Origin of the sequence: Stenotrophomonas mexicanensis, assembly GCF_032911605.1 — a bacterium.
Classification (GTDB): Bacteria; Pseudomonadota; Gammaproteobacteria; order Xanthomonadales; family Xanthomonadaceae; genus Stenotrophomonas; species Stenotrophomonas maltophilia_A.
Genome location: NZ_JAWJTG010000004.1, coordinates 42,135 through 65,856 on the forward strand (window position 1 = coordinate 42,135; position 23,722 = coordinate 65,856).

At 65.2% G+C, this 23,722-nt stretch carries 17 protein-coding genes; 9 read left to right on the plus strand and 8 right to left on the minus strand.

The genetic code is table 11. The features are described from left to right. Nucleotide 1 precedes the first annotated feature (1 nt). Both R1L06_RS03470 and R1L06_RS03475 read left to right on the plus strand, forming a co-directional pair. On the plus strand, nucleotides 2–691 hold the full coding sequence (locus tag R1L06_RS03470; RefSeq protein ID WP_317216950.1) for a suppressor of fused domain protein: 690 nt from the start codon (nucleotides 2–4) through the stop codon (nucleotides 689–691). A gap of 177 nt (nucleotides 692–868) precedes the next feature. Then, nucleotides 869–2,296 carry an amino acid permease gene (locus R1L06_RS03475; protein WP_032128498.1) on the plus strand — a complete coding sequence of 476 codons (1,428 nt, stop codon included), beginning with the start codon at nucleotides 869–871 and terminating at the stop codon, nucleotides 2,294–2,296. Between the two features lie 92 nt (nucleotides 2,297–2,388). On the opposite strand, the gene R1L06_RS03480 is transcribed toward R1L06_RS03475, so the two are convergent. Continuing rightward, entirely contained in the window at nucleotides 2,389–3,630 is a 1,242-nt protein-coding gene (locus R1L06_RS03480; protein WP_317216924.1) for a dipeptidase, read from the minus strand. A gap of 124 nt (nucleotides 3,631–3,754) precedes the next feature. Beyond that, the gene (locus R1L06_RS03485; protein ID WP_135275636.1) at nucleotides 3,755–4,924 is read right to left on the minus strand and encodes a class I SAM-dependent rRNA methyltransferase; all 1,170 of its coding nucleotides are present in this window, start codon (nucleotides 4,922–4,924) and stop codon (nucleotides 3,755–3,757) included. Between the two features lie 365 nt (nucleotides 4,925–5,289). Between R1L06_RS03485 and R1L06_RS03490 the strand changes: the two genes are divergently transcribed. Both R1L06_RS03490 and R1L06_RS03495 read left to right on the plus strand, forming a co-directional pair. Then, a complete protein-coding gene (locus R1L06_RS03490) occupies nucleotides 5,290–6,252 on the plus strand; it encodes a TerC family protein (RefSeq protein ID WP_032128501.1) in 963 nt (320 codons plus the stop codon). A gap of 106 nt (nucleotides 6,253–6,358) precedes the next feature. Next, entirely contained in the window at nucleotides 6,359–7,129 is a 771-nt protein-coding gene (locus R1L06_RS03495) for a rhomboid family intramembrane serine protease (protein ID WP_049400340.1), read from the plus strand. A 154-nt stretch (nucleotides 7,130–7,283) separates the two neighbouring features. On the opposite strand, the gene R1L06_RS03500 is transcribed toward R1L06_RS03495, so the two are convergent. The 6 genes from R1L06_RS03500 to rpmH form a co-directional block, all read right to left on the minus strand. Further along, nucleotides 7,284–8,399 (minus strand): glycerophosphodiester phosphodiesterase, encoded by a 1,116-nt coding sequence (locus R1L06_RS03500; RefSeq protein WP_317216925.1) that lies wholly within the window; start codon nucleotides 8,397–8,399, stop codon nucleotides 7,284–7,286. A gap of 248 nt (nucleotides 8,400–8,647) precedes the next feature. After that, a complete protein-coding gene (gene mnmE / locus R1L06_RS03505) occupies nucleotides 8,648–9,997 on the minus strand; it encodes a tRNA uridine-5-carboxymethylaminomethyl(34) synthesis GTPase MnmE (protein ID WP_049399027.1) in 1,350 nt (449 codons plus the stop codon). 3 nt (nucleotides 9,998–10,000) lie between these two features. Next, the gene (locus R1L06_RS03510) at nucleotides 10,001–12,673 is read right to left on the minus strand and encodes a polysaccharide deacetylase family protein (RefSeq protein ID WP_317216926.1); all 2,673 of its coding nucleotides are present in this window, start codon (nucleotides 12,671–12,673) and stop codon (nucleotides 10,001–10,003) included. Between the two features lie 150 nt (nucleotides 12,674–12,823). Beyond that, the gene (yidC, locus tag R1L06_RS03515) at nucleotides 12,824–14,539 is read right to left on the minus strand and encodes a membrane protein insertase YidC (protein WP_317216927.1); all 1,716 of its coding nucleotides are present in this window, start codon (nucleotides 14,537–14,539) and stop codon (nucleotides 12,824–12,826) included. Further along, entirely contained in the window at nucleotides 14,539–15,033 is a 495-nt protein-coding gene (gene rnpA, locus R1L06_RS03520) for a ribonuclease P protein component (RefSeq protein ID WP_021203275.1), read from the minus strand. Before rnpA ends, yidC begins: the two co-directional genes overlap by 1 nt. A 5-nt stretch (nucleotides 15,034–15,038) precedes the next feature. After that, a complete protein-coding gene (gene rpmH / locus R1L06_RS03525) occupies nucleotides 15,039–15,179 on the minus strand; it encodes a 50S ribosomal protein L34 (RefSeq protein ID WP_005411729.1) in 141 nt (46 codons plus the stop codon). Between the two features lie 255 nt (nucleotides 15,180–15,434). On the opposite strand from rpmH, the gene dnaA reads away from it, so the two are divergent. The 5 genes from dnaA to R1L06_RS03550 all read left to right on the plus strand — a co-directional run bounded on the left by dnaA (nucleotide 15,435) and on the right by R1L06_RS03550 (nucleotide 23,713). Next, entirely contained in the window at nucleotides 15,435–16,766 is a 1,332-nt protein-coding gene (dnaA, locus tag R1L06_RS03530; RefSeq protein WP_014035414.1) for a chromosomal replication initiator protein DnaA, read from the plus strand. 275 nt (nucleotides 16,767–17,041) lie between these two features. Further along, nucleotides 17,042–18,142 carry a DNA polymerase III subunit beta gene (gene dnaN / locus R1L06_RS03535; protein WP_005411731.1) on the plus strand — a complete coding sequence of 367 codons (1,101 nt, stop codon included), beginning with the start codon at nucleotides 17,042–17,044 and terminating at the stop codon, nucleotides 18,140–18,142. Nucleotides 18,143–19,133: 991 nt separating this feature from the next. Then, nucleotides 19,134–20,228 (plus strand): DNA replication/repair protein RecF, encoded by a 1,095-nt coding sequence (recF, locus tag R1L06_RS03540; protein WP_032128507.1) that lies wholly within the window; start codon nucleotides 19,134–19,136, stop codon nucleotides 20,226–20,228. Between the two features lie 112 nt (nucleotides 20,229–20,340). Next, on the plus strand, nucleotides 20,341–22,800 hold the full coding sequence (gyrB, locus tag R1L06_RS03545) for a DNA topoisomerase (ATP-hydrolyzing) subunit B (protein WP_317216928.1): 2,460 nt from the start codon (nucleotides 20,341–20,343) through the stop codon (nucleotides 22,798–22,800). Nucleotides 22,801–22,867: 67 nt separating this feature from the next. Further along, nucleotides 22,868–23,713: a CPBP family intramembrane glutamic endopeptidase gene (locus R1L06_RS03550; protein WP_049399023.1), complete on the plus strand. Its 846-nt coding sequence runs from the start codon at nucleotides 22,868–22,870 to the stop codon at nucleotides 23,711–23,713. Nucleotides 23,714–23,722: the final 9 nt, after the last annotated feature.

A 23,722-nucleotide genomic window follows, 5' to 3' on the forward strand; every position in this document is an offset into this window, starting at 1 on the left:
CATGGACGACGACACCCTGCTGGAGCGCAGCTGGGAATATCGGGAGGAGACGCTGTACCGGCGGTTGTTCGGCGATACCGGGCCGGGGATCTATCCGATCGACATGGATCTGCTGCGCAACATCTTCAAGCAGGACCAGATCGACCCGCGCTGGCTGCATGTCGGCGTCAATGCCTGCCCTCCGCACGGTGATCGAAGGCACTGGATCTATGTCAGCTCCGGCCTGTCCAACCCCTGGGAAGGGCGGCACGAAGATGGCGATTCGGGGTTGGGCATCGAACTGATGCTTGAGACGCAGGAAGAAGCGACCTGGGCACTGACCACCTTGCGCTGGTTCACCGCGTACCACCTGCTGCTGTGCCACTCACGCATGCCCGGCAATCCGTTGGCGCCATGGGACCGGCTGAAGCTGGGGGGGCCGGTGGATCACGCAGGGAGCATGCTGCAGGCGGCCGTCTTCGTTCCGTCGTTGCATTTCCCGGGACCCCAGCAACTGCCATCGGGACGATTCGACTTCCTGCAGCTGCTGCCGTTGACCCTGGACGAGCACGCGTTCGGCCGCGCCCAGGGCTTCGAAGTACTGGTGGCCCAGTTGAGAACCCAAGGTGCGGCGCCAGTGGTTGATTCGCAGCGGGTCAGCATCGATCTGGCCCCTGCTCTCACGCTTCAAGCGCCTCCCGGCTCGCCTTGAGGAATCGAATCATTTCGAATCCTGCCAGCATTTGTGCCGATTCCGGCAGAATGCTCGGAGTACAGCCGCGCCGGTGACGCATCTGACCCTCGCATGACCCCCGTCAGTGGTAATGCTGCGCTGCGTTCGGTCACACTCGGGAACTTGTCGTTCTTAGTCACCCCTTCCGAGGCCTGCATGTCCCTGTTCCGGCGCAAGTCCCTAGATTCCGTCACCGTCCATGAAGCCGGCAGGCGCCTGATCCCGACGCTCAGCTGGCCGCACCTGATCGCGCTGGGCATCGGTGCCATCGTCGGTACCGGCATCTACACGCTGATCGGCGTCGGTGCCAACCTGGCCGGCCCGGCCGTGCTGATCTCCTTCGCCATCGCCGGTGCGGTCTGTGCCTGTGCGGCACTGTCCTACGCCGAGCTGTCGACGATGATGCCGGCCGCCGGCAGTGCCTACACCTACAGCTACAGCGCGCTGGGCGAAGTGTTTGCCTGGGTGGTGGGCTGGAGCCTGATCCTGGAGTACTCGCTGGTGGTGAGTACGGTGGCGGTGGGCTGGTCCGGCTACTTCGTCGGCTTCCTCGAATGGGTCCACACCCAGTTCGGCTGGAACGTGCACCTGCCAGCGTGGCTCGCAGCCGGCCCGCACGTGGAAGGCGGCATGATCAACCTGCCGGCGATCGTCATCACCTGGCTGGTGGCCGGCATGCTGATGGCCGGCACCAAGGAAAGCGCCACCCTCAATGCCATCCTGGTGGTGTTCAAGCTGATCGCGCTGGCCATCTTCGTGGCCGTGGCCCTGCCCGCCTTCGACAGCGCCAACCTGCAGCCGTTCATGCCGTATGGCTTCGCCAAGTCGATGGGCCCTGATGGCGTCGAACACGGTGTAATGGCGGCGGCAGCGATCATCTTCTTCGCCTTCTACGGCTTCGATGCGATCTCCACCGCCGCCGAGGAAACCAAGAACCCCGGCCGCGACCTGTCGATCGGCATCATCGGTTCGATGATCGGCTGCACCATCGTCTACGTGCTGGTGGCGCTGGCCGCGGTCGGTGCGATGAGCTACGCGGTGTTCGGCCACAGCGCCGAGCCGCTGGCCCTGATCATGCGCCAGCTGGGCCATCCGACCGCGGCGATGGTGATCGGCGTGATCGCGATCATCGCGCTGCCGACGGTGCTGCTGGCCTTCCTGTACGGCCAGAGCCGCATCTTCTTCGTGATGAGCCGCGATGGCCTGCTGCCGCGTGGCCTGTCCAAGGTCAACGCACGTACCGGCACGCCGGTGGCGACCACGCTGTTCACCGCGGTAGTGGTGTCGGCGCTGGCCGGCGTGGCCCGCCTGGATGAGATCGCCGCCCTGGCCAATGCCGGCACCCTGGCCGCGTTCACCGCCGTGGGCATCTGCCTGGTGGTGCTGCGCCTGCGCGAGCCGAACCGCGAACGTACCTTCCGTACCCCGCTGGCCTTCGTGGTCGGTCCGCTGGCCGCGCTGGGCTGCATCTACCTGTTCCTCAGCCTGCCGCACAGCACCCAGCTGTACTTCCTGCTGTGGAACCTGGCCGGCCTGGTGCTGTACTTCCTGTACAGCCGCCGCCACGCGCTGATCGCGAAATAACCGGATCACCGGTAGTGCCGGCCGCTGGCCGGCACCTCGCATCCTGTTGATACGGCCAGTGCCGGCCAGCGGCCGGCACTACCCCAGGGCGGTCAACCGCCCTGCTTTGCAGCGTAGTCCTGCGCCTGGCGCATCACCCGCAGCAGGTTGCCGCCCCAGATGCCGGCAATCTGCTTCTCGGTATAGCCCTTGCGCAGCAGCCACGCGGTGATCTTTGGCAGCTGGCTGACATCGGGCAGGTCACTCAGGCCACCGCCGCCATCCCAGTCCAGGCCGATGCCCACGTGCTCGGGGCCGACCACCTTGAGGATGTGCTCGAAGTGGGCGAAGAAGTCGTCGAGGCTGGCATGGCGCACCGGGTGCTCGTGGTCCAGCGCCTGCTCGGCCTTCAGCAGGGCAACGCCCTGTTCGATGCCCATGCCTTCCCAGCCACCCAGCTGCTTGCTCAGCGCTTCCTCGGCCTGCTTGCGCTCGGGCGTCTTTGCGGTGTCGATCAGGTAGCCACCATAGGCGTTCACCTGGATCACACCGCCGGCCTTGGCCAGCTTGCGCAGGCGCGCGTCATCCAGATTGCGCGGATGGTCGTAGACCGCCTTGGCCGAGCTGTGCGAGAGCACGAACGGCACCGGCATCATCGCCAGCAGGTCGTCGAACACCGCGTCGGACGCATGCGACTGGTCGATCACGATGCCCAGCTTCACTGCCTGCCGCACCAGATCCTTGCCCGCCGGGCTCAGGCCTTGCCACTCCGCACCCTTGGGATCGGTGGCCGAATCGGCGAACTCGTTGTTGGCGAAGTGCACGGTGCTGAGCAGGCGCAGGCCGGCGCGGTGGTAGAACGACAGCAGGCTCGGGTCTTCCACCAGTGGGCTGGCGTTTTCCATGCTGATGTAGACCACGCGCTTGCCGGCGGCCTTGATCCGCGCCGCGTCATCGGCGGTCAATGCCAGCGCGAAGCGCTCGGGGTTGGCCGCCAGCATTTCGCGGATCTCCAGCAGCCGCTGCAGGCCATGGTCACGCTCGGCGAGGTGCGCGGCGGGGCTGCGGTCGCCCTGATCGGTGTAGATCGCCCAGAAACCGCCGTCCAGCGCACCTTCGACCATGCGCGGGTAGTCGACCTGCGAAAGCGCGTTGCGGTCGTGACGCTGCTCGATGTCGAAGCCGGTTCGGCCGAAATTGGCCGGCGTATCCAGGTGGCTGTCGAGGGTGACCAGGCGCTGCTGCAGGGCCTTGGCGCGCGCCAGCTCCTGTGCGCTGAACTCGATGGCATGAGCCGACAGCGGCGCGCACAGCGCCAGGGCAAGCACGACGGACAGGTGGCGCAACGATGGCATGGGCTCTCACCGGCAATGGGAAGAGCCCGACCATAGCGCTGCGGACCGCGGATTTGTAGAGTCGAACTGTGCTCGACTGATCAGGCACCGCGAGTCGAGCATCGCTCGACTCTACATCTGGAAATCAGTCCACCACGCGGCAGAACACGGCCTTCAGGTAACGCGATTCCTGCACGTGGGCCATGAACGGATGGTCCGGGCCGGCGCCGGCCACCTTCAGGATCTGGATGGTACGGCCGGAGAAGTACGCCGCACGACGCAGCATGTCGAGGAACTGGTCCTCGGCCACCAGGCCGGTGCAGGAGAACGTGGCGAACAGGCCACCGGGCTTCACCACGCCCAGCGCCAGCTTGTTCATGTCCAGGTACTTCTTCAGTGCGGTGATGACCTGGTCGCGGTCGCGGGTCATCTTCGCCGGGTCCAGGATCACCACGTCGTACTGCTCGCCGCGGTTGGCGGCATCGCGCAGCCACGGAAAAATGTCGGACTGGACGAACTTCGGGCGCACGTTGTTCAGGCGCGAATTGCCCTTGGCGATCTGGATGACGTCTTCATCGATGTCGATGCCGACCACTTCCGAAGCACCACGCGCCGCCGCATACACCGCAAAACCGCCGGTGTTGCAGCACAGGTCCAGCACGCTCTTGCCTTCCACCTGCTGGCTCAGCCACTCGCGGTTCTCACGCTGGTCGGCGAAGAAACCGGTCTTGTGGGCACCGGCCGGATCGGCGCGGAACTTGATGCCGTACTCGGTGATCACCGAGGCTTCGGTGGTGGTGTTGCCGTGGAAGTCGAAGCTCTCCTGCTTCTGCACGTGCTCGTCGGCGAAGCTGTGGAAGCGGCAACCCGGGAACTGCTCGCGCAGCGCTTCGTAGATCCATTCGCGGTGGCGGAACATGCCGGCGGCGAAGAACTCGACCACCACCAGATCGTTGTACCGGTCCACCACCAGACCGGACAGGCCGTCGCCTTCGCTGTGCACCACGCGCCAGGCGTCGGACACCGCATCGAGCTTCAGCACCTCACGGCGCAGCGACACGGCCTGGGCGATCTTGCGCGAGAACCAGCCGGCATCCACCGGCACGTTCTGATCGGTTTCGAGGATGCGCACGGCAATGCGCGAGTGCCCGTTGTAGAACCCGCGACCAATGAACTCGCCGTCGATGCCGACCACGTCGACGATGGAACCGGGCTTGGGCCGGACGGTCGGCTTCTCGACCAGTTTCTGGAAGATCCACGGGTGGCTGGAACGCCACGCGTTCTTGAGGCGGACAATCGGAAGGGGGGTATTCATCCACCTATTGTAGCCGGGGGGCGCTTTCGTAGAGTCGAGCTGGCGCGACGGGCGTTGCTGAACGGCCCGGGCAAGGCGTGCCAACCAAGGTTGGCACCTACCAGAGCGGGGGCCCCGGCCACCCGGCATTTGACGGCAGCCCGGCCAGGCCGCAGAATCGGCGCCAGAAGGGGAGTAGCTCCCAGACGTTGTCGCCGTCATTTCGAGCCCGCAGGCTCCGGTGCAACGGCAGTTCCAGCCGACTGGAACTGCGAGCGAGACCTTCGCCGTACTGGCGAAGCTCTGTCCCTGGATCCCCCTCCCGATCCTCCGTTGCAGATCCTCGCCGTCCGGCCTGGCATTCATCTTTCCAACGGACATTCCCAATGCAGACGATCGGTAACGTGTGGTTGTGGGGCGGCTTCGCAGCGGTGGTGGTCATCGCCCTGCTGGTCGACCTCGTGTTGATGCGCCATGGTGGGCCGCACAAGGTCACCTTCAAGGAGGCCCTGTGGTGGTCCATCGGCTGGGTCGCGCTGGCCCTGCTGTTCAATGCGGGCCTCTGGTACTACCTGAATGAGACCGCGGGCCAGGTCGTGGCCAACAAGGTCGGCCTCGAATTCCTGACCGGCTACCTGGTCGAGAAGGCGCTGGCGGTCGACAACATCTTTGTCTTCCTGATGATCATGAGCTACTTCGCGGTGCCGGAGGAGCAGCGCCAGAAGGTGCTGATCATCGGCATCCTGGGCGCGATCGTGCTGCGTACGATCATGATCTTCGCCGGCAGCGTGCTGATCACCCAGTTCCATTGGCTGCTCTACGTGTTCGGCGCCTTCCTGCTGTTCACCGGCTGGAAGATGTGGTTCGCCGCCGGGCAGGAGCCCGATCTGGAAGCCAACCCGGCCCTGCGCTGGATGCGCAAGCACCTGCGCCTGCTGCCGGATTACGCCGGCAACGCGATGAGCGTGAAGCGCGACGGCGTGCGCTGGTTCACCCCGCTGTTCGCGGTGCTGATCCTGATCGCGGTCACCGACGTGATCTTCGCCGTGGACAGCATCCCGGCGATCTTCGCGATCACCACCGACCCGTTCATCGTGCTCACCTCCAACGTGTTCGCTGTGCTGGGCCTGCGTGCGATGTTCTTCCTGCTGGCCGGCATGGCCGACCGCTTCCACCTGCTGCCGTACGGCCTGGCGCTGGTGCTGGGCTTCATCGGCATCAAGATGATGATCATCGACCTGTTCAAGATCCCGACCCCGATCTCGCTGGGCGTGGTGGCGGTGATCATCGCCGCTACCGTGGTGTTGAGCCTGAAGTACCCGCCGAAGGAAGGCGAAGGCCAGGCCTGAGCCTGACCCGCTGGATGGCGCGGCCGGTGGGATTGTCCCGCCGGCCGTTTCCACTCTCCCGCAGCGGTGGCCTTGGTTTCGCGCCAACCACCGCCATTGCTGAGGTATGAACAACAACGCGCCCCTGCCCGCTGGCGACGTGCCGGCCCCCCGCAATGACCGCTCGCGCATCCTGCGGGCGTTCAATGTCAGCCTGGCCGCCGTGCTGGTGCTGGTGGCCGTGTTCGCCCTGCAGGGCACGTTCGACTGGCGACCGTGGGCGGTCGCACCGCTGGAAGCCAAGGGCCTGCTTGGCCTGATCGGCGGCCCGATGCTGCATGCCTCGGTCGAGCACATCGCCGCCAACAGCATCGCGATCCTGATCCTCGGCACGCTGGCCGGCAGCGTCTACCCGAAAGCCACCGTGCGCGCCCTGCCCCTGCTGTGGCTGGGCTCGGGCATCGGTGCGTGGATGCTGGGCAATCCGGGCAGCGTGCACCTGGGCGCCAGCGGCGTGACCCACGGCCTGATGTTCCTGCTGGCCAGCCTGGGCCTGCTGCGCCGCGACCGCGCGGCCATCGCCACCGGCCTGATCGGTATGCTGTTCTACGGCGGCATGCTGATGACCATCCTGCCGCACGCCGATGGTGTGTCCTGGCAGTCGCACATGGGCGGCGCCTTCGCCGGCATCATCGCTGCGCTGCTGTTCCGCAACGCCGACCCGCTGCCGCCGCGCCCGCGCTACAGCTGGGAAGACGAAGAAGAAGACGTCGAACCGCTGGCCGACGACGAGCTGGAGCCGCCGTCACCGCAGCGCGTGCCGGTGCTGTGGCAGCCGCGCGAGGGCCAGGACTACGTGGTGATCCCGTTCCGCCGGCCGGACGAGCCGCGCGGCTGAGCGATGGTAGTGCCGGCCGCTGGCCGGCAACCTCATGAACCGATAGTGGCCGACCTTGGTCGGCGCTCCTGCTGCATGCCAACCAAGGTTGGCAACTACCAGAGCATTCCGTCACATCCGGTAGCGCCGGGCCATGCCCGGCGTCATTGACGGGTCAGTCCGCCGCGTTCCCCGCCGCGCCCATCCCATCCACCGCCTGCCGGCCCAGCGCCGGGTCATCGGTGAAGAAGGCATCGATGCCGGTGGCCAGATAGGCACGCATCTCGGTGATCGAGCCTTCCGCGTTGCGCGCGTTGTCGGCGCCCTTGCGCAGGTTGCTGGCCTGGAAATGATTCTCCGGGCGGAAGGTATACGGAATCACCATCAGGCCCACTGCATGTGCGTCCTGTACCAGCGTGGTCGGTGTCCCCAGTGCACCCTTGGCGTCCAGCGGAATGATCGAGCGCAGCTCCGGGCCGATGCTGTCGGCGTAGCTGGCAATGTCCTTCAGTCCGGCCGGCGTCATCATCTGCGCGTAGGTCAGCTTGCCACCGGCCTTGGCGATGTCGGCCGGCTGCGTATCGCCTTTCCACAGCAGCTGCAGCAGGCGGATGTTGCTGCCCCGCCCAATCTTGCCGCGCAGGTAGCGCAGGTTGGCGGTCTCGAACGACTGGATGGTGACCGGGCCCACGTTGGTATAGGCATTGCCGCGCAGCGCGGCCAGCAGCTTGTCTTCCATCGGCAGGCCGATCGACTGGAAGTAGGTCGGATGCTTGATCTCCGGCACCAGGCCGATGCCGCGGTTGGCGCGGCCGGCCTGCTGCACCAGGAACGCAAGGATCTCGTCGAGGCTGGCGATGCGGAACTGGCCATCGTAGGCGGTGCTGCGCAGTTCCGGCAGGCGCTCACGCGCGTACAGCGTCTTCAGCTCGGCCAGGGTGAAGTCTTCGGTGAACCAGCCATCGACCTTCTGCCCGTCGATGACCTTGCTGGTGCGGCGGCTGGCGAATTCCGGATGCGAGGCGACATCGGTGGTGCCACTGATCTCGTTCTCGTGGCGGGCCACCATCACCCCGTCCTTGGTCATCACCAGGTCCGGTTCGATGTAGTCGGCGCCATCGGCGATGGCCTGCGCATAGGCCGCCAGGGTGTGCTCGGGCAGCAGTGCGCTTGCCCCGCGGTGGCCATAGACCGACACCTTGTGCGCGGCCGGGGTGGAGGATTCAGCACTCATGGCCACCGATGGTGCCACGGCCAGCGACAACAGCAACGCACAACCCCACGACTTCACTGCGACTTCCCCAAGCGGTATGTGATGGGCGTCAGTATGCGGCGGCAATGTGACAGGTGGGGGAACCCATGGATCCGGTAGTCGCCGACCTTGGTCGGCGCTCTGCCAGCCGGCGTCCATGACCCCGGACGCCCTGTGCCAACCAAGGTTGGCACCTACCAGAGCGAAGGTTGGCGCCTGCCAGAGCATGAGCCGAGCGATTGATCGATGACGGGGTCAGAGATCCCTTCGGGGATCTGGCCCCGACCTTACTTGCCGATGCAGAAGCTGGAGAAGATCCTTCCCAGCAGGTCATCGGCACTCATCTGCCCGGTGATCTCGCCCAGCGCGTCATGCGCCAGCCGCAGTTCCTCGGCAGCCAGTTCCAGGTGCTCATGCGCCAGCTCACCATCGGCGCGCTGCGCATGTTCCTGCGCGCGCTCGATCGCATCGACGTGGCGGGTGCGCGCGGAGAACTCGCCATCCACCTGCTCGCCTGCCCCGGCCGACGCAATCGAGCGCAGGCGCGCGTGCAGATCTTCGAGTCCGGCGCCGGTGGCCGCCGAAACGAACACCCGATCCGGATCGTCCAGCGTCGGCAGCGCCGTCAGCAGATCCGACTTGTTGTGGATGTAGACCTTGTGCGGCACCGCCGCCACGGCATCGCCCAGCGCCGCTTCGCCGGCCGCTGGATCGCGCGCATCCAGCACGATCAGCGCCAGGTCCGTACGCTCGATTTCCACATGCGCGCGGCGCATGCCTTCGCGTTCGATGGCGTCGCCACCGTCGCGCAGGCCCGCGGTGTCGACCAGGGTCAGCTCCAGGCCGTCCAGGCGGATGGTCTCGCGCAGGGTGTCGCGGGTGGTGCCGGCGATGTCGGTGACGATGGCGCGTTCGCTGCCGGCCAGCGCATTGAGCAATGAACTCTTGCCGGCATTCGGCGGCCCGATCAGCACCGCATGCAGGCCATCGCGCAGGCGACGGCCGCGCTCGGCATCCCGCCGCAGCAGGGCCAGGTCGCTGCGCGCCTGTTCCAGCCCACGCCGCACCTGCGCGCCACCGAGGGTATCCAGCGGTTCGTCGGCGAAGTCGATGGCCGCTTCCACATGGATGCGCAGCAGCACCAGCTGTTCGACCACGGCGTCGATGCGGCGCGAGAACACACCATCCAGCGAACGGCGTGCAGCGCGCGCGGCACGATTGTCGCCCGCGGCGATCAGGTCGGCGATGGCCTCGGCCTGGGCCAGGTCGAGCTTGCCGTTGAGGAACGCCCGTTCGCTGAACTCACCCGGGCGCGCCTGGCGCGCACCGAGCGCGATGCAGCGCGCGACCAGTTGCTGCAGCAGCACCGGGCTGCCATGGCCCTGCAGTTCCACCACCTCTTCGCCGGTGAAGCTGTTCGGTGCCGGGAACCACAGCACGATGCCATCGTCGATGACCTCGCCGTCGGCATCACGCAGGCGCGCGTAGTGCGCGTGGCGCGGACGCAGTGCAGGTGCACCCAGCGCATTGGCAATCGCTGCGGCACGCGGGCCGGACAGGCGCAGCAGGCCAACACCACCCGCGCCGGGCGCACTGGCGATGGCCACGATGGTGTCGGTGCGGATCGCGTCGTTCATGGCTCAGAGTTTCTCCAGCTGCGCACGCGCCTGGGCCGCGCCGCTGCCCTGCGTCTGCAGCGCCAGGTAGGTGGTGTAGGCCTGTTTGGCCTTGGCCTTGTCGCCCGCGTTGAAGTAAGCGTCGCCCAGGTTGAGATAGGCCACGGCGCGCGAGGGGTCGATCTTCAGTGTGTTCTCCAGCCAGCGCGCCGCTTCGGCATAGCGCTGCTGGCGGTAGTAGACGAAGCCGAGGTTGTTGGCGGCCTGGGCGAAGTCCGGGCGCAGCTTCAGCGCCTCGGTGAACTGGGCTACCGCTTCGTCGTACTGCTTCTCGCGGTACAGCTGCAGGCCACGGTCATTGGCCTGCTGCGCGCGCTGGCGGTCGGACGCAGGGCCGGCGGTGGGCACCACCAGCTTGGCCTTGCCACCCTGCAGGTCGGCCACGGTTACCGGTGCCTGGCTGCCCTTGGCCTCGCTGGCGGCATCGACCTTGTTGTTCAGCGCGATCGCATCGGCGGTCAGCTGGCGCGTATCGGCGTTGAGGAATTCCTGGCTGTCCGGCACCTGGAACACGAACTCGCCGCCCTGCGAGCCGGGCAGACTGCCGAAGGCCGGGGTCTGGTGCGAGACCGCCGAGACCGCCGGCGCCACGTAGGCGGCCAGTTCGGTACCGGTGATCAGGCCATCGCCGTTGAGGTCGCCCTTGCCGGCCAACGCCTGCAGCAGCACCCAGGTAAACACCGAATGGCCGTTGGGGCCGGCATCGGCCACCTGCTGGTCGGCACCACCGGCGGTCAGCATCTGCCGCGCGCTGCGGCGGGCGTTCTCGCGCAGGAACGACGACGACGAGGGGCCGCCACGGGTCAGGCCCAGGCCGCTGTAGCAGGCATCCATCACGAACATCACATGCTTGGCCTGCATGCTCTCGGCGATGTTCTGGATGTCGGTCATCGCGATCGCGTCGGTGGCAAATTCCTTCGGATCCGAATCGACCGGAATGATGTAGCCGAGGTCGCGCCCGGAGGCGAGCTGGCGGGTCGCGCCATGACCGGCGAAGAACACGAACACGCGATCGTTCCTACCGGTGCGGTCGTCGGCCAGGCGGTCGTGGAAAGCGGCCAGGATGTTGTTGCGGGTGGCCTGCTCGTTCTTCAGCACGATCACCTGCGAGGACGGGAAGCCGAACTGCCCGGTCAAGGTATCGGCCACTGCCTGAGCATCATGGCTGGCGTATTCCAGCTTCGGCCACTTGGCGTAGTTGTCGATGCCGACCACGATCGCCCACGACTTCTCGTAGCCGGTGGTGACGGTGGCGGCACCGGCGTCGCCCTTTCGCGCACGGGCGACGGTGAAGTCGCGGCCATTCCAGCCGGCGAACTGGTAGCCATCGGCGATCAGCCGGTCGAGGATCTGCGGCAGCGCCTTCACCGCACGATCGTGGATGTCGTGGAACAGGATGATGCCGCGCTGTTCCTTGTTCACCTGGTCGAGCACGCGCTGCACGATCGACTCCGGTACCGGGTCGGCCCAGTCCATCGAGTCGATGTTCCACATGATCGACTTCAGGCCGGCTTCGTTGAGCAGCTGCAGGCCTTCAGCATTGCGCGCGCCATACGGGAAGCGGAACAGCGGCGCGCGCTTGCTGTCGACGTCCTTCAGCAGCGTGTCGGTATCCAGCACCTGCTGGCGCAGCGCGTCGCCGGTGGTGCGCGACAGCTGGGCGTGGGTCAGGCTGTGGTTGCCGACCGCATAGCCCTCCTCCATCAGGTTACGGCTGATCTTCGCCATCGGGCCCAGGCTGACCTTGCCATCGGCCTCGACCTTGCCCAGGTTTCGGCCCACTTCGAAGAACACGCCCGGCACGTCGTAGCGCTTGAGGATGGCCACCACTTCATCGGTGTAGGCCTTGTGCGGGCCATCGTCGAAGGTCAGCACCACGGTCTTGGTCGGCAGGTCGCGGCCGAAGATTTCGCGGTCGCTGTCCTTCATGGACATCGGGTACGGCTCGATCACCCCGTAGTCGCGCAGGATCGCTTCGCGGCTGTAGTCCTTGTGCAGGTGGGCGATGTAATCGTCCCACTTCTCGCGCTTCAGCTCGATCGCACGGGTGCGTTCGAAGCGGCTGAAGATGCGGGTCAGTTCCTGGTTGTAGTTGCGCTCGATCTCGTCGAGTGCCTCCAGGTCCTCGCCGATGCGCTGGTGCAGCTTCACCGCCGGCAGCGAGGAATCGGTGCCGACCCGCTCATGCAGATCACGCAACACTTCGCGGAAGGCCAGGCGGTCGGCGTCGAACAGTTCCGGTGCGGATTCGATGTAATCCAGCACCGTGCCGAGGGTGGCGAAGCGCTGCGGACTGGAGCCGCGCAGCAGCGTGTCGAACTGCGCGGCGATGGCCGTGCGCTGTTCCAGGCCATCGTGGAACAGCTGCTGGCCCACACGCGTGGAGGTGCCGCGGTCGGCAGCCGACTGCTGTTCCTCGTCGGCCAGCAGCACGATGATCCGCCGATAACCGTCGAGCTGCTTCTGCAGCGCAGCCAGCAACGGCGCGGCGGCCGGATCGGCGGCGGCCGCGGCCTGCGCGCTGGGCTGGGTCACGCCGGTTACCGGTGCCTTCGCGTCCTTGTCGCCACAGCCGGCAACGACCAAGGTCAACAACAGCGAGGGCAGGAACAGGCGGAACGACGACGCACGCGGCATGGCGGACTCGATGGATGGAGGAACGGTGTGCCGGCGATTCTAACGCCGCATGCGAAAAGCCCGCCTTGCGGCGGGCTTCTGCGGGTCGGTCGGGGCTCAATGGCAGTCGACCAAGGTCGACTCTACGAAGCCGGCGACCTGCCGGTCGGATTACTTCTTTTTGACCGGGACCGGGGCGGTGGTGGCCGGGACCGGCTCGCCGCCGTGGCGCTTGGTCATCCACCACTGCTGCAGCAGGCCCAGGCCGCCGTTGACCACCCAGTACAGAACCAGGCCGGACGGCATGAAGGCCATCATGACGCCGAACACCAGCGGCATGAACTGCATCATCTTCTGCTGCATCGGGTCCATGCCCGGTGCCGGGGTCAGCTTCTGGGTGAACCACATCACCGCCACGTTGATCACCGGCAGGATGAAGTACGGGTCGCGTGCTGTCAGGTCCTGGATCCAGCCGAACCAGGGCGCCTGGCGCAGTTCGACCGATTCCACCAGCACCCAGTACAGGGCGAAGAAGATCGGCATCTGGATGAGGATCGGCAGGCAGCCGCCCATCGGATTGATCTTTTCCTTCTTGTACAGCTCCATCATCGCGGTCTGGAACTTCTGGCGGTCATCGCCATAGCGTTCCTTCAGCTGCGCGATGCGCGGCTGGAAACGACGCATCTTGGCGCCGCTCTTGTACTGGGTCGCCGACAGCGGGTACAGCACCAGCTTCAGCAGCACCACCAGGCCGACAATCGCCCAGCCCCAGTTGCCGACCAGCTTGTGCACCTGGTTCAGCACCCAGAACAGGCCCTGGCCGATCACCGCCATCATCGAGAAGCGGCTGTAGTCGACCACGCGGTCCAGGCCCGGCACGTCTTCCTTGGCAATCAGGTTGACCAGCTTCGGGCCGACCCACAGGCGGGCTTCGGTGCTGGTGGACTGGCCCGGGGCCACGGTGAAGGCCGGGCCACGCGCTTCGATCAGGTCACGACCGGCCACCTGCGACAGCACGTAGTGTGCGGTCTGGTCCTTCTGCGGGATCCAGGCGGTGAAGAAGTGGTGCTGCAGCATCGCCAGCCAGCCGCCGGTGATGTTCTGGTTCAGCGTGCCGTCTTCCAGGTAGTCCTTGAACGCACGACGCTGGTACTTCTTGTCGTTGTCGTACCAGGTGGCACCGTTGAAGCTGAAGGAATCCGGGTTGGTCATGCTCCGCGACAGGATGGTCGGGGTGCGGTCCAGGGTGCGGTAGACGTAGCCGTTCCACGGCGCGGCGCCGGCGTTGCTGACTTCATCCTTGAAGCGCACGGCATACTCGTTGCGCGAGACGGTCAGCGTGCGCTTGATGGTCACGCCGTTGTCGGCGGTCCACACGAACGGGATCTGCAGCTCGTTCTGGCCCTTGGCCAGCACGAAGTCCTTGGTGTCACCGACCAGCTTGAAGCCGTCGGCGCCGGGGACCGGGGTGTTCTTGTCTTCGCTGGCCCAGCCACTGATCGCGCTGTACGGGTGCGCGGGATCTTCGGTCAGCAGGCGGACCGGTGGGCTGCCTTCGTCCTTGGTCTGCGGGAACTGCAGCAGCTCGGCATCGAGCACGCGACCGCCGTCGAGCACCAGGCGCAGCACGTCGGTGGTGACGGTCACGCGCTGGCTGGCCGGGGTGGCGCTGGCCTGGGCCTGCACGGCGGCCTGGCCGGGGGCACCCGGCACCTGGGCGCTGGGGATGGCGCCCGGGGTTGCGCCCGGAACGCTCTGTGCGGCGGCCGGGGCCGACGTGGTCGTCGGTGCCGGGGTCGGAGCAGCCTTTTCACGGCTCCACTCCATCCACAGCAGCACGGCCACCATCAGCCAGGCAAAAATGAGGAATACGCGGGTCTGGTTCATCAGCGGACAGGCTCGGCGGGGCCGGGACGCGATGCCGGCTCGGTCAAAGAAGGAGTTGCGATGCCATCAGGCGGCGGCATTGTGCCGTCCACGCCCGGCGTGGGCAATGCACGCAGGCGACGCAGCAGGCGCAGGAAGGCCTGGCGGATCTCGTCGTTGCTGGCGGAACGCGCAGCACTACGAGCCACGACGACAAAGTCGCCTGGCTGGATATCGGTACGTGTCTGACGCAGGATGTCGCGCAGGACGCGCTTGATCCGGTTACGCCCGACGGCGTTCGGATCAACCTTGCGGGAAACCGCCAGACCCAGCCTGGCCGGCCGGTCAGCCGGCAGCCAGTGCAGGGTCATCAGCGGATCGGACACACGGCGGGCGCCGTTGAAGACCGTTGAGTATTCGGCACGCGTGCGAACCCGCGCAGAGCGAGGGAATCGCTTGCGCGGGTCTGCAGTATTCACTGTCGAAGGGATTGCGTCTGCCGCGATGTGCGGCATGGCAATCAGGCGCTCAGGACTTTGCGGCCCTTGGCGCGGCGACGCGACAGGATCTTGCGGCCGTCAGCGGTCTTCATACGGGCACGGAAGCCGTGGTCGCGCTTACGCTTGAGGTTGCTGGGCTGGTAGGTGCGCTTCGTGGCCATTGGGGGCCTCTCGTATGAATGGGACGGAAAGAACCGGAAATTCTAGAGAGGTACCCCGCCCCAAGTCAACCCCTGGCAGCTACGCGATTTCACTGGGCTGTGCAATAGCTGTGGATGTTTTTGTGAATAAGTAGGGGACAAGCATTCCGAAGGCGGGCGCTCGGTGGTAGTCTGAGCCATCCATTTCCCCCCTTTCCGGCCTGTGTTTGGGCGCCTTGTCGCGTCCATGCCCCGGCCACCGGACGATTATTGCTGATGGATGCTTGGTCCCGTAGTCTCGAGCGCCTCGAAGCGGAGTTCCCGCCGGAAGACGTTCATACCTGGTTGAAGCCGCTGCAGGCCGATCTGCGCGTGGACAGCCTGGTGCTGTATGCACCGAATGCCTTCATCGTCGACCAGGTCCGCGAGCTGTACCTGGCCCGGATCCGCGAACTGCTGGCCCATTTCGCCGGTTTCAGCGACGTTTTTCTTGAAATCGGCTCGCGCCCGCGTCCCGTGGAGGCGCAGAACACGCCGGTTTCCACGCCGTCGGCGCATGTGTCCAGCGAACCGCAGGTGCCGTTTGCCGGCAACCTGGACAATCACTACACGTTCGCCAACTTCGTCGAAGGCCGCAGCAACCAGCTGGGCCTGGCCGCCGCCTTCCAGGCAGCGCAGAAGCCGGGCGACCGCGCGCACAACCCGCTGCTGCTGTACGGAGGCACGGGCCTGGGCAAGACCCACCTGATGTTCGCCGCCGGCAATGCCATGCGCCAGGCCAATCCGGGTGCGAAGGTGCTGTACCTGCGTTCGGAACAGTTCTTCAGCGCGATGATCCGGGCCCTGCAGGAAAAGACCATGGATCAGTTCAAGCGCCAGTTCCAGCAGGTGGACGCGCTGCTGATCGATGACATCCAGTTCTTCGCCGGCAAGGACCGCACCCAGGAAGAGTTCTTCCACACCTTCAACGCGTTGTTCGATGGCAAGCAGCAGATCATCCTGACCTGCGACCGCTATCCGCGCGAGGTCGAAGGCCTGGAAGCACGCCTGAAGTCGCGGCTTGCCTGGGGCCTGTCGGTCGCGATCGAACCGCCGGACTTCGAGACCCGCGCTGCGATCGTGCTGGCCAAGGCACGCGAACGCGGTGCAGAGATTCCCGATGATGTTGCGTTCCTGATCGCCAAGAAGATGCGCTCCAACGTGCGCGACCTCGAAGGTGCGCTCAATACCCTGACCGCCCGCGCCAATTTCACCGGCCGCGCGATCACCACCGAATTCGCCCAGGAAACCCTGCGCGACCTGCTGCGCGCCCAGCAGCAGGCGATCAGCATTCCCAACATCCAGAAAACCGTTGCCGACTACTACGGCCTGCAGATCAAGGATCTGCTGTCGAAGCGTCGGACCCGCTCGCTGGCCCGGCCCCGCCAGGTCGCCATGGCCCTGACCAAGGAACTGACCGAGCACAGCCTGCCCGAGATCGGCGACGCCTTTGCCGGTCGCGACCACACCACGGTGCTGCATGCCTGCCGCCAGATCCGGACCCTGATGGAAACCGACGGCAAGCTCCGCGAGGACTGGGACAAGCTGATCCGGAAGCTGAGCGAATGATGCACGGATGCCGATGAGGCGTCATCGCACAAAACGGTGCAGAATCCGGTAGCAAGCGCGGGACACGTTGTGGATAAAAATGGCGTTTGAAATCGCGCCAGATTTATCCACAGCTTTCCCCACCCCCTGGGGGTCGGTAATACAGAGGGTTTCGATGTATGAAATTCTTTTATTTACAAAGACTTAGAGTTGTTTTCCAGCGATTCTGTCTCTACCAGCACCACCAAGCTTTTGATTTATTCCACATTTTTTAAAGCATAGGGGCACGGAACCACATGCGTTTCACACTGCAGCGCGAAGCCTTTCTCAAGCCGTTGGCACAGGTCGTCAACGTGGTCGAACGCCGCCAGACCCTTCCGGTTCTGGCCAATTTCCTGGTCCAGGTGCAGAACGGCCAGCTGTCGCTGACCGGTACCGACCTGGAAGTGGAGATGGTGTCGCGGATCGCGGTTGAAGATGCCCAGGACGGCGAAACCACCATCCCCGCCCGCAAGCTGTTCGAGATCATCCGCGCCCTGCCCGACGGCAGCCGGATCACCGTCTCGCAGACCGGTGACAAGATCACCGTGCAGGCCGGTCGCAGCCGCTTCACCCTGGCCACCCTGCCCTCCAACGACTTCCCGTCGGTTGATGAAGTGGAAGCCACCGAGCGCGTGGCCATCGGCGAAGCGACCCTGAAGGAACTGATCGAGCGCACCGCGTTCGCGATGGCCCAGCAGGACGTGCGCTACTACCTCAACGGCCTGCTGTTCGATCTGCGCGGCGATGCGCTTCGTACCGTCGCCACCGACGGCCACCGCCTGGCGCTGTGTGAAACGGACCTGGCCAAGCCCAGTGGTTCCAAGCGCCAGATCATCGTGCCGCGCAAGGGCGTGACCGAACTGCAGCGCCTGCTGGAAAGCGGTGATCGTGAGATCGAGCTGGAAGTCGGCCGCAGCCACGTCCGCGTCAAGCGCGACGATGTCACCTTCACCTCGAAGCTGATCGACGGCCGTTTCCCGGATTACGAAGCGGTGATTCCGATCGGTGCCGACCGCGAAGTGAAGGTTGATCGCGAAGCACTGCGTGCCTCGCTGCAGCGTGCCGCGATCCTGTCCAACGAGAAGTACCGCGGCATCCGCGTGGAAGTCTCGCCGGGCAACCTGAAGATCAGCGCGCACAACCCGGAGCAGGAAGAAGCCCAGGAAGAGATCGAAGCCGACACCACGGTCAGCGATCTGGCCATCGGCTTCAACGTGAACTACCTGCTGGATGCCCTTTCCGCCCTGCGCGACGAGGAAGTCATCATCCAGCTGCGCGACTCCAACTCCTCGGCGCTTGTGCGTGAATCCAGCAGCGAGAAGTCGCGCCACGTGGTGATGCCGCTGCGTCTCTGACAGCAGCGTGTTCCACGTGGAACCGAACGACGCCCGGGATCTTCCCGGGCGTTTTTTTTGCAGGTTCCACGTGGAGCATCGCGATGGCCGGATCTCCAGGTATGGGTGAATGCCTTCCTTGAGATTGCTGGTTGCCGATTGATCCTGGCTGCCTTTCCGATGCAATCGGTGCTGAGCGATTGGAATCCAGGTTGTGAGCTTGGGCGCTGTCCAGCCGCTCTCGATCGAGTATGCCGTTCCGGGTCTTCAGCCTGATGCACGTTCCCCGAACTTGCGGGAGGGGTGAAGCAGATCGTGGGTCGCAACGCTGCGGTTGCTTCATCTGCAGACGCCACTGTCCACAGGTCTCGTTGGGGTCGGATCTGGGCCGGCCTAGCTTCTAAATCTGGGTATAAATCTAAAGCATGGTGGTGATGGTAGGCCCAGATTTCGTGGAGAAATGAATTATCTATTTGATTTTGAAGAGATTTATGCGCCTGAAACCCCCTGTATAGAGGCCCCTCAGGCTGGGGGGGAACCTGTGGATAGTTTCGCAGGTCGGGCAAAAGGGCTTTTTTATCCACAGTTTGCCCATACCTTGTGTATAAGTCATACAGACCTGCTGTGGACAGTGTGAAACGGAGGGCTCGAATTCCTTGAAATCTGTGGAACCCTCCAGGGCATCGCATCGTAGATTTCAAGAAATCTGCGCGGTGTTCGCGCAAACCACCGTCGGGGCACCTGGCGATGCTCGCGGAATGAGGCTGAAATCGCTGAAATCTGAGGGCCGGTACCCTGCGCCGCCGCTCAGAATTCAAGGATTCCCGGGCGCATCCAGACCCAGGCGAGCCCAGGTGAGGGAGCGCCACCACGTGGAACACGCGTAGGGTTGCCAGACGGAAGCTTCAGCACAGTGGCGATGTCTGGGGCGGCACGGCTGGCTTGACCGATGCAGTAAGCTGATGGATTCCCTGCCCCTCTACCGCCTTGTGCGGATGGTCTTTCGCGCCCCATGCAGATCCGCCGCCTCGCCTTGCATCAACTGCGTCGTTTCAGTGCGGTGGACCTGTCGCCCCAGCCGGGATTGAACCTGCTGACCGGCGACAACGGTGCCGGCAAGACCAGCGTGCTCGAAGCCCTGCACTTGATGGCCTATGGCCGCAGCTTCCGTGGCCGGGTGCGCGACGGTCTGGTACGCCAGGGCCAGGAAGCGCTGGAAATCTTCGTGGAATGGGACGAACAGCGTGCCCATCACCCGCCCCACCGCCGAAAAGCCGGCCTGCGCCACAGTGGTCAGGACTGGAAGGGGCGACTGGACGGCGAGGATGTCGCACAGCTGGGTAATCTCTGCGCAGCGCTGGCCGTGGTGACGTTCGAGCCCGGGAGCCATGCACTGGTCAGTGGTGGTGGTGAACCCCGCCGCCGCTTCCTCGATTGGGGCTTGTTCCACGTGGAACCGGATTTTCTGTCCCTGTGGCGTCGCTACTCCCGGGCGCTGAAGCAGCGCAATGCCCTGCTCAAGCAGGGCGGGCCGTCGCGGATGCTCGATACCTGGGATCACGAGCTGGCCGAGGCAGGAGAACCACTGACCAGCCGCCGCCAGCACTACCTGGAGCGTCTGCAGCAGCGCACGGTCGCCTTGGCCGCCAGCCTCGCTCCACAGCTCGGTATCCAGGGATTGGAGCTGAGCCCCGGTTGGCGGCGGCATGAGCTTCCCTTGGCCGATGCCCTGCTTCTGGCCCGGGAACGTGACCGGCAGGCAGGGTATACCTCGGTGGGCCCGCACCGCGCGGACTGGAGTGTGGATTTCCACAGCATTCCAGGTCGTGATGCGCTGTCCCGCGGCCAGGCCAAGCTGACGGCGTTGGCGTGCCTGTTGGCACAGGCGGAGGACTATGCGGAACAGCGAGGCGAATGGCCGGTGATCGCATTGGACGATCTGGCCTCGGAGCTGGATCGTACCCATCAGGCGCGGGTATTGGAGCGTCTGCTCAATGGGCCCGCACAGATATTCATTACCGCCACCGAAACCCCAGCGGCGCTGCAGGAACTGACCCACATTGCCCGGTTCCACGTGGAACATGCACAGATCGTGGCTGTGCCATAGTGGGCACACCAGGGCCGCTCGACCCCGGCTGGTATAATTCGGGTTGGAATCCTTTCATTCTCGGCGCATCGCCCCAAGCGGTGCCCGACCTGCGGAGCCTACGGCAAGCGCAATGAGCGACGAACAGAACACCCCGGCAAACAACGGCAATTACGACGCCAACAGCATTACCGCCCTGGAAGGCCTGGAGGCTGTCCGCAAGCGTCCCGGCATGTACATCGGCGACGTGCATGACGGCACCGGTCTGCACCACATGGTGTTCGAGGTCGTCGACAACTCGATCGACGAAGCGTTGGCCGGCCACGCCGACCACGTTGCAGTGACGATCCACACCGACGGCTCGGTCTCGGTGTCCGACAACGGCCGTGGTATTCCGACCGGCAAGCACGAGCAGATGAGCGCCAAGCTCGGTCGCGAAGTGTCTGCGGCCGAAGTGGTCATGACCGTCCTGCACGCAGGCGGCAAGTTCGACGACAACAGCTACAAGGTTTCGGGCGGCCTGCACGGCGTCGGCGTCAGCGTGGTCAACGCGCTGTCGCAGAAGCTGCTGGTGGACGTGTTCCAGAATGGCTCCCACTACCAGCAGGAATTCAGCAACGGCGCAGCCGTGACTGCGCTGGCCAAGCTGGAAGCCACCACCAAGCGCGGTACCACCGTGCGCTTCTGGCCGTCGACCGTCGCCTTCCACGACAACGTGGAATTCCACTACGACATCCTGGCCCGCCGCCTGCGCGAGCTGTCGTTCCTGAACTCCGGCGTCAAGATCGTCCTTGCCGACGAGCGTGGCGATGGCCGTCGCGATGACTTCCACTACGAAGGCGGCATCCGCAGCTTCGTGGAGCATCTGGCCCAGCTGAAGACCCCGCTGCACCCGAACGTCATTTCAGTCACCGGCGAGCACAACGGCATCGTCGTCGACGTGGCGCTGCAGTGGACCGACTCCTACCAGGAGACGATGTACTGCTTCACCAACAACATTCCGCAGAAGGACGGCGGTACCCACCTGGCCGGTTTCCGCGGTGCGCTGACCCGTGTGCTCAACAACTACATCGAGCAGAACGGCATCGCCAAGCAGGCCAAGATCAACCTGACCGGCGATGACATGCGCGAAGGCATGATCGCAGTGCTGTCGGTGAAGGTGCCGGACCCGAGCTTCTCCAGCCAGACCAAGGAAAAGCTGGTCAGCTCCGACGTGCGCCCGGCGGTGGAAAATGCCTTCGGTGCGCGCCTGGAAGAGTTCCTGCAGGAAAACCCGAACGAAGCCAAGGCGATCGCCGGCAAGATCGTCGATGCCGCACGTGCACGTGAAGCCGCGCGCAAGGCCCGCGACCTGACCCGCCGCAAGGGCGCGCTGGACATCGCGGGCCTGCCGGGCAAGCTGGCCGACTGCCAGGAAAAGGATCCGGCGCTGTCCGAACTGTTCATCGTCGAGGGTGACTCGGCAGGTGGTTCGGCCAAGCAGGGCCGCAACCGCAAGAACCAGGCGGTGCTGCCGCTGCGCGGCAAGATCCTCAACGTGGAACGCGCGCGTTTCGATCGCATGCTGTCCTCCGACCAGGTGGGTACGCTGATCACCGCGCTGGGCACCGGCATCGGCCGTGACGAGTACAACCCGGACAAGCTGCGTTACCACAAGATCATCATCATGACCGACGCCGACGTCGACGGCGCCCACATCCGCACCCTGCTGCTGACGTTCTTCTACCGTCAGATGCCGGAGCTGATCGAGCGCGGTTACGTCTACATCGGCCTGCCGCCGCTGTACAAGATCAAGCAGGGCAAGCAGGAGCTGTACCTGAAGGACGACCCGGCGCTGGACAGCTACCTGGCCAGCAGCGCAGTGGAAAACGCTGCACTGGTGCCGGCCACCGGCGAGCCCGGCATCGAAGGCCTGGCGCTGGAGAAGCTGCTGCTGGCCTACGCGGCGGCGCTGGATTCGATCGAGCGCAACGCACACCGCTACGACCGCAACCTGCTTGAAGCGCTGGTCGACTTCGTCCCGATGGACCTGGAAAGCCTGCGCGCTGCCGGCGAAGGCGAGGGCCTGGATGCACTGGCCAAGCGTCTCAACCAGGGCAGCCTGGGCAGCCCGCGTTTCACGCTGGAACTGCAGGACGCCAACGATGAGCGCCCGGCCGCTGTGCTGGTGACCCGTCGCCACATGGGCGAACAGCACATCCAGGTGCTGCCGATGTCGGCCTTCGAAAGCGGCGAACTGCGCGCGATCCACCAGGCATCGAAGCTGCTGCACGGTCTGGTCCGCGAAGGCGCGACCATTTCCCGCGGTGCCAAGTCGATCGAAGTCGACAGCTTTGCCAAGGCACAGAACTGGCTGCTCGAGGAGGCCAAGCGCGGCCGCCAGATCCAGCGATTCAAGGGTCTGGGTGAAATGAATCCGGAGCAGTTGTGGGACACCACGGTGAATCCGGAAACCCGTCGACTGCTGCAGGTGCGCATCGAAGATGCTGTCGCTGCCGACCAGATTTTCAGCACGCTGATGGGCGATGTCGTCGAACCGCGTCGCGACTTCATCGAAGACAACGCGCTGAAGGTCGCAAACCTGGATATCTGACACAATCGGGACACGGCCGGTGCGCGGGGAGGCGCGCCGGCCTTCGACTCTTGAACGCAGGTACCTGATGTCCGCATCCGCCCCGGTTTCCGCTCCGCCCCCGGTTCCGCCGGCTTCTGCCGCGCCGCGTGCCGTTTCGCCGTTGGCGGGGTTTTTCATCGACCTGGGTATCGCCGCTGTCACCCTGTTCGGCCTGAGCCTGATCAGCGGCCTGCTATGGGGCCTGTACCGTGGCGTGGTGGTTGGTTACGCGAACGCGCAGGCCGGCGCTGGCGCCCCCGACGCCAGTTCGGTAGCGGCATCACTGGGCCAGCCGGGCGCGCTTGCGCAGATTCTCATGGCGCTGTTTGCCACCGGCGGCGCCGCGCTGCTGCTGTACTTCTGGCGACGGCCGGCCAATGCCGCCGAGCGCCACGCGTCGCGCCAGGCGCTGCGCCGTCCCTCCACCTGGGGCTGGACCCTGCTGGTGGCGACCCTGATCGTGCTCGGCAGCAATGGCATCGCCTTCCTGGCCAAGCAGTTCGGCATCGAGCCGGTTCCCACCAATCTGGCGCTGATGCAGAGCGCGATCGCGCGCTTCCCATTGTTCCTGGTGCTGTTCGCGGTGGTACTGGCACCGGCCTACGAGGAGCTGCTGTTCCGCCGCGTGCTGTTTGGCCGCCTGTGGAAGGCCGGACGCCCGTGGCTGGGCGTGGTACTGAGCAGCCTTGCTTTCGCCCTGATCCATGAAATCCCTGGCACCAGTGCCAACGGCCCGGCCGAGATCGCGCAGCTGTGGCTGGTCTATGGCGGCATGGGTGCCGCGTTCTGCTGGCTGTACCAGCGCACCGGCACGCTCTGGGCCGCGATCACCGCGCACGCGCTGAACAACGGCGTGGCGCTTGCCGCGCTTGTGTTCTTCGGGGCAACGTAACGCCGTGTC

Coding starts and splice junctions, on each gene's coding strand:
- dnaN (WP_005411731.1), top strand. CDS start 17,042: ATGCGTTTCACACTGCAGCGCGAAGCCTTTCTCAAGCCGTTGGCACAG.
- dnaA (WP_014035414.1), top strand. CDS start 15,435: ATGGATGCTTGGTCCCGTAGTCTCGAGCGCCTCGAAGCGGAGTTCCCG.
- yidC (WP_317216927.1), bottom strand. CDS start 14,539: ATGAACCAGACCCGCGTATTCCTCATTTTTGCCTGGCTGATGGTGGCC.
- recF (WP_032128507.1), top strand. CDS start 19,134: ATGCAGATCCGCCGCCTCGCCTTGCATCAACTGCGTCGTTTCAGTGCG.
- R1L06_RS03480 (WP_317216924.1), bottom strand. CDS start 3,630: ATGCCATCGTTGCGCCACCTGTCCGTCGTGCTTGCCCTGGCGCTGTGC.
- R1L06_RS03490 (WP_032128501.1), top strand. CDS start 5,290: ATGCAGACGATCGGTAACGTGTGGTTGTGGGGCGGCTTCGCAGCGGTG.
- gyrB (WP_317216928.1), top strand. CDS start 20,341: ATGAGCGACGAACAGAACACCCCGGCAAACAACGGCAATTACGACGCC.
- R1L06_RS03475 (WP_032128498.1), top strand. CDS start 869: ATGTCCCTGTTCCGGCGCAAGTCCCTAGATTCCGTCACCGTCCATGAA.
- R1L06_RS03550 (WP_049399023.1), top strand. CDS start 22,868: ATGTCCGCATCCGCCCCGGTTTCCGCTCCGCCCCCGGTTCCGCCGGCT.
- R1L06_RS03510 (WP_317216926.1), bottom strand. CDS start 12,673: ATGCCGCGTGCGTCGTCGTTCCGCCTGTTCCTGCCCTCGCTGTTGTTG.
- rpmH (WP_005411729.1), bottom strand. CDS start 15,179: ATGGCCACGAAGCGCACCTACCAGCCCAGCAACCTCAAGCGTAAGCGC.
- R1L06_RS03495 (WP_049400340.1), top strand. CDS start 6,359: ATGAACAACAACGCGCCCCTGCCCGCTGGCGACGTGCCGGCCCCCCGC.
- mnmE (WP_049399027.1), bottom strand. CDS start 9,997: ATGAACGACGCGATCCGCACCGACACCATCGTGGCCATCGCCAGTGCG.
- rnpA (WP_021203275.1), bottom strand. CDS start 15,033: ATGCCGCACATCGCGGCAGACGCAATCCCTTCGACAGTGAATACTGCA.
- R1L06_RS03470 (WP_317216950.1), top strand. CDS start 2: ATGGACGACGACACCCTGCTGGAGCGCAGCTGGGAATATCGGGAGGAG.
- R1L06_RS03485 (WP_135275636.1), bottom strand. CDS start 4,924: ATGAATACCCCCCTTCCGATTGTCCGCCTCAAGAACGCGTGGCGTTCC.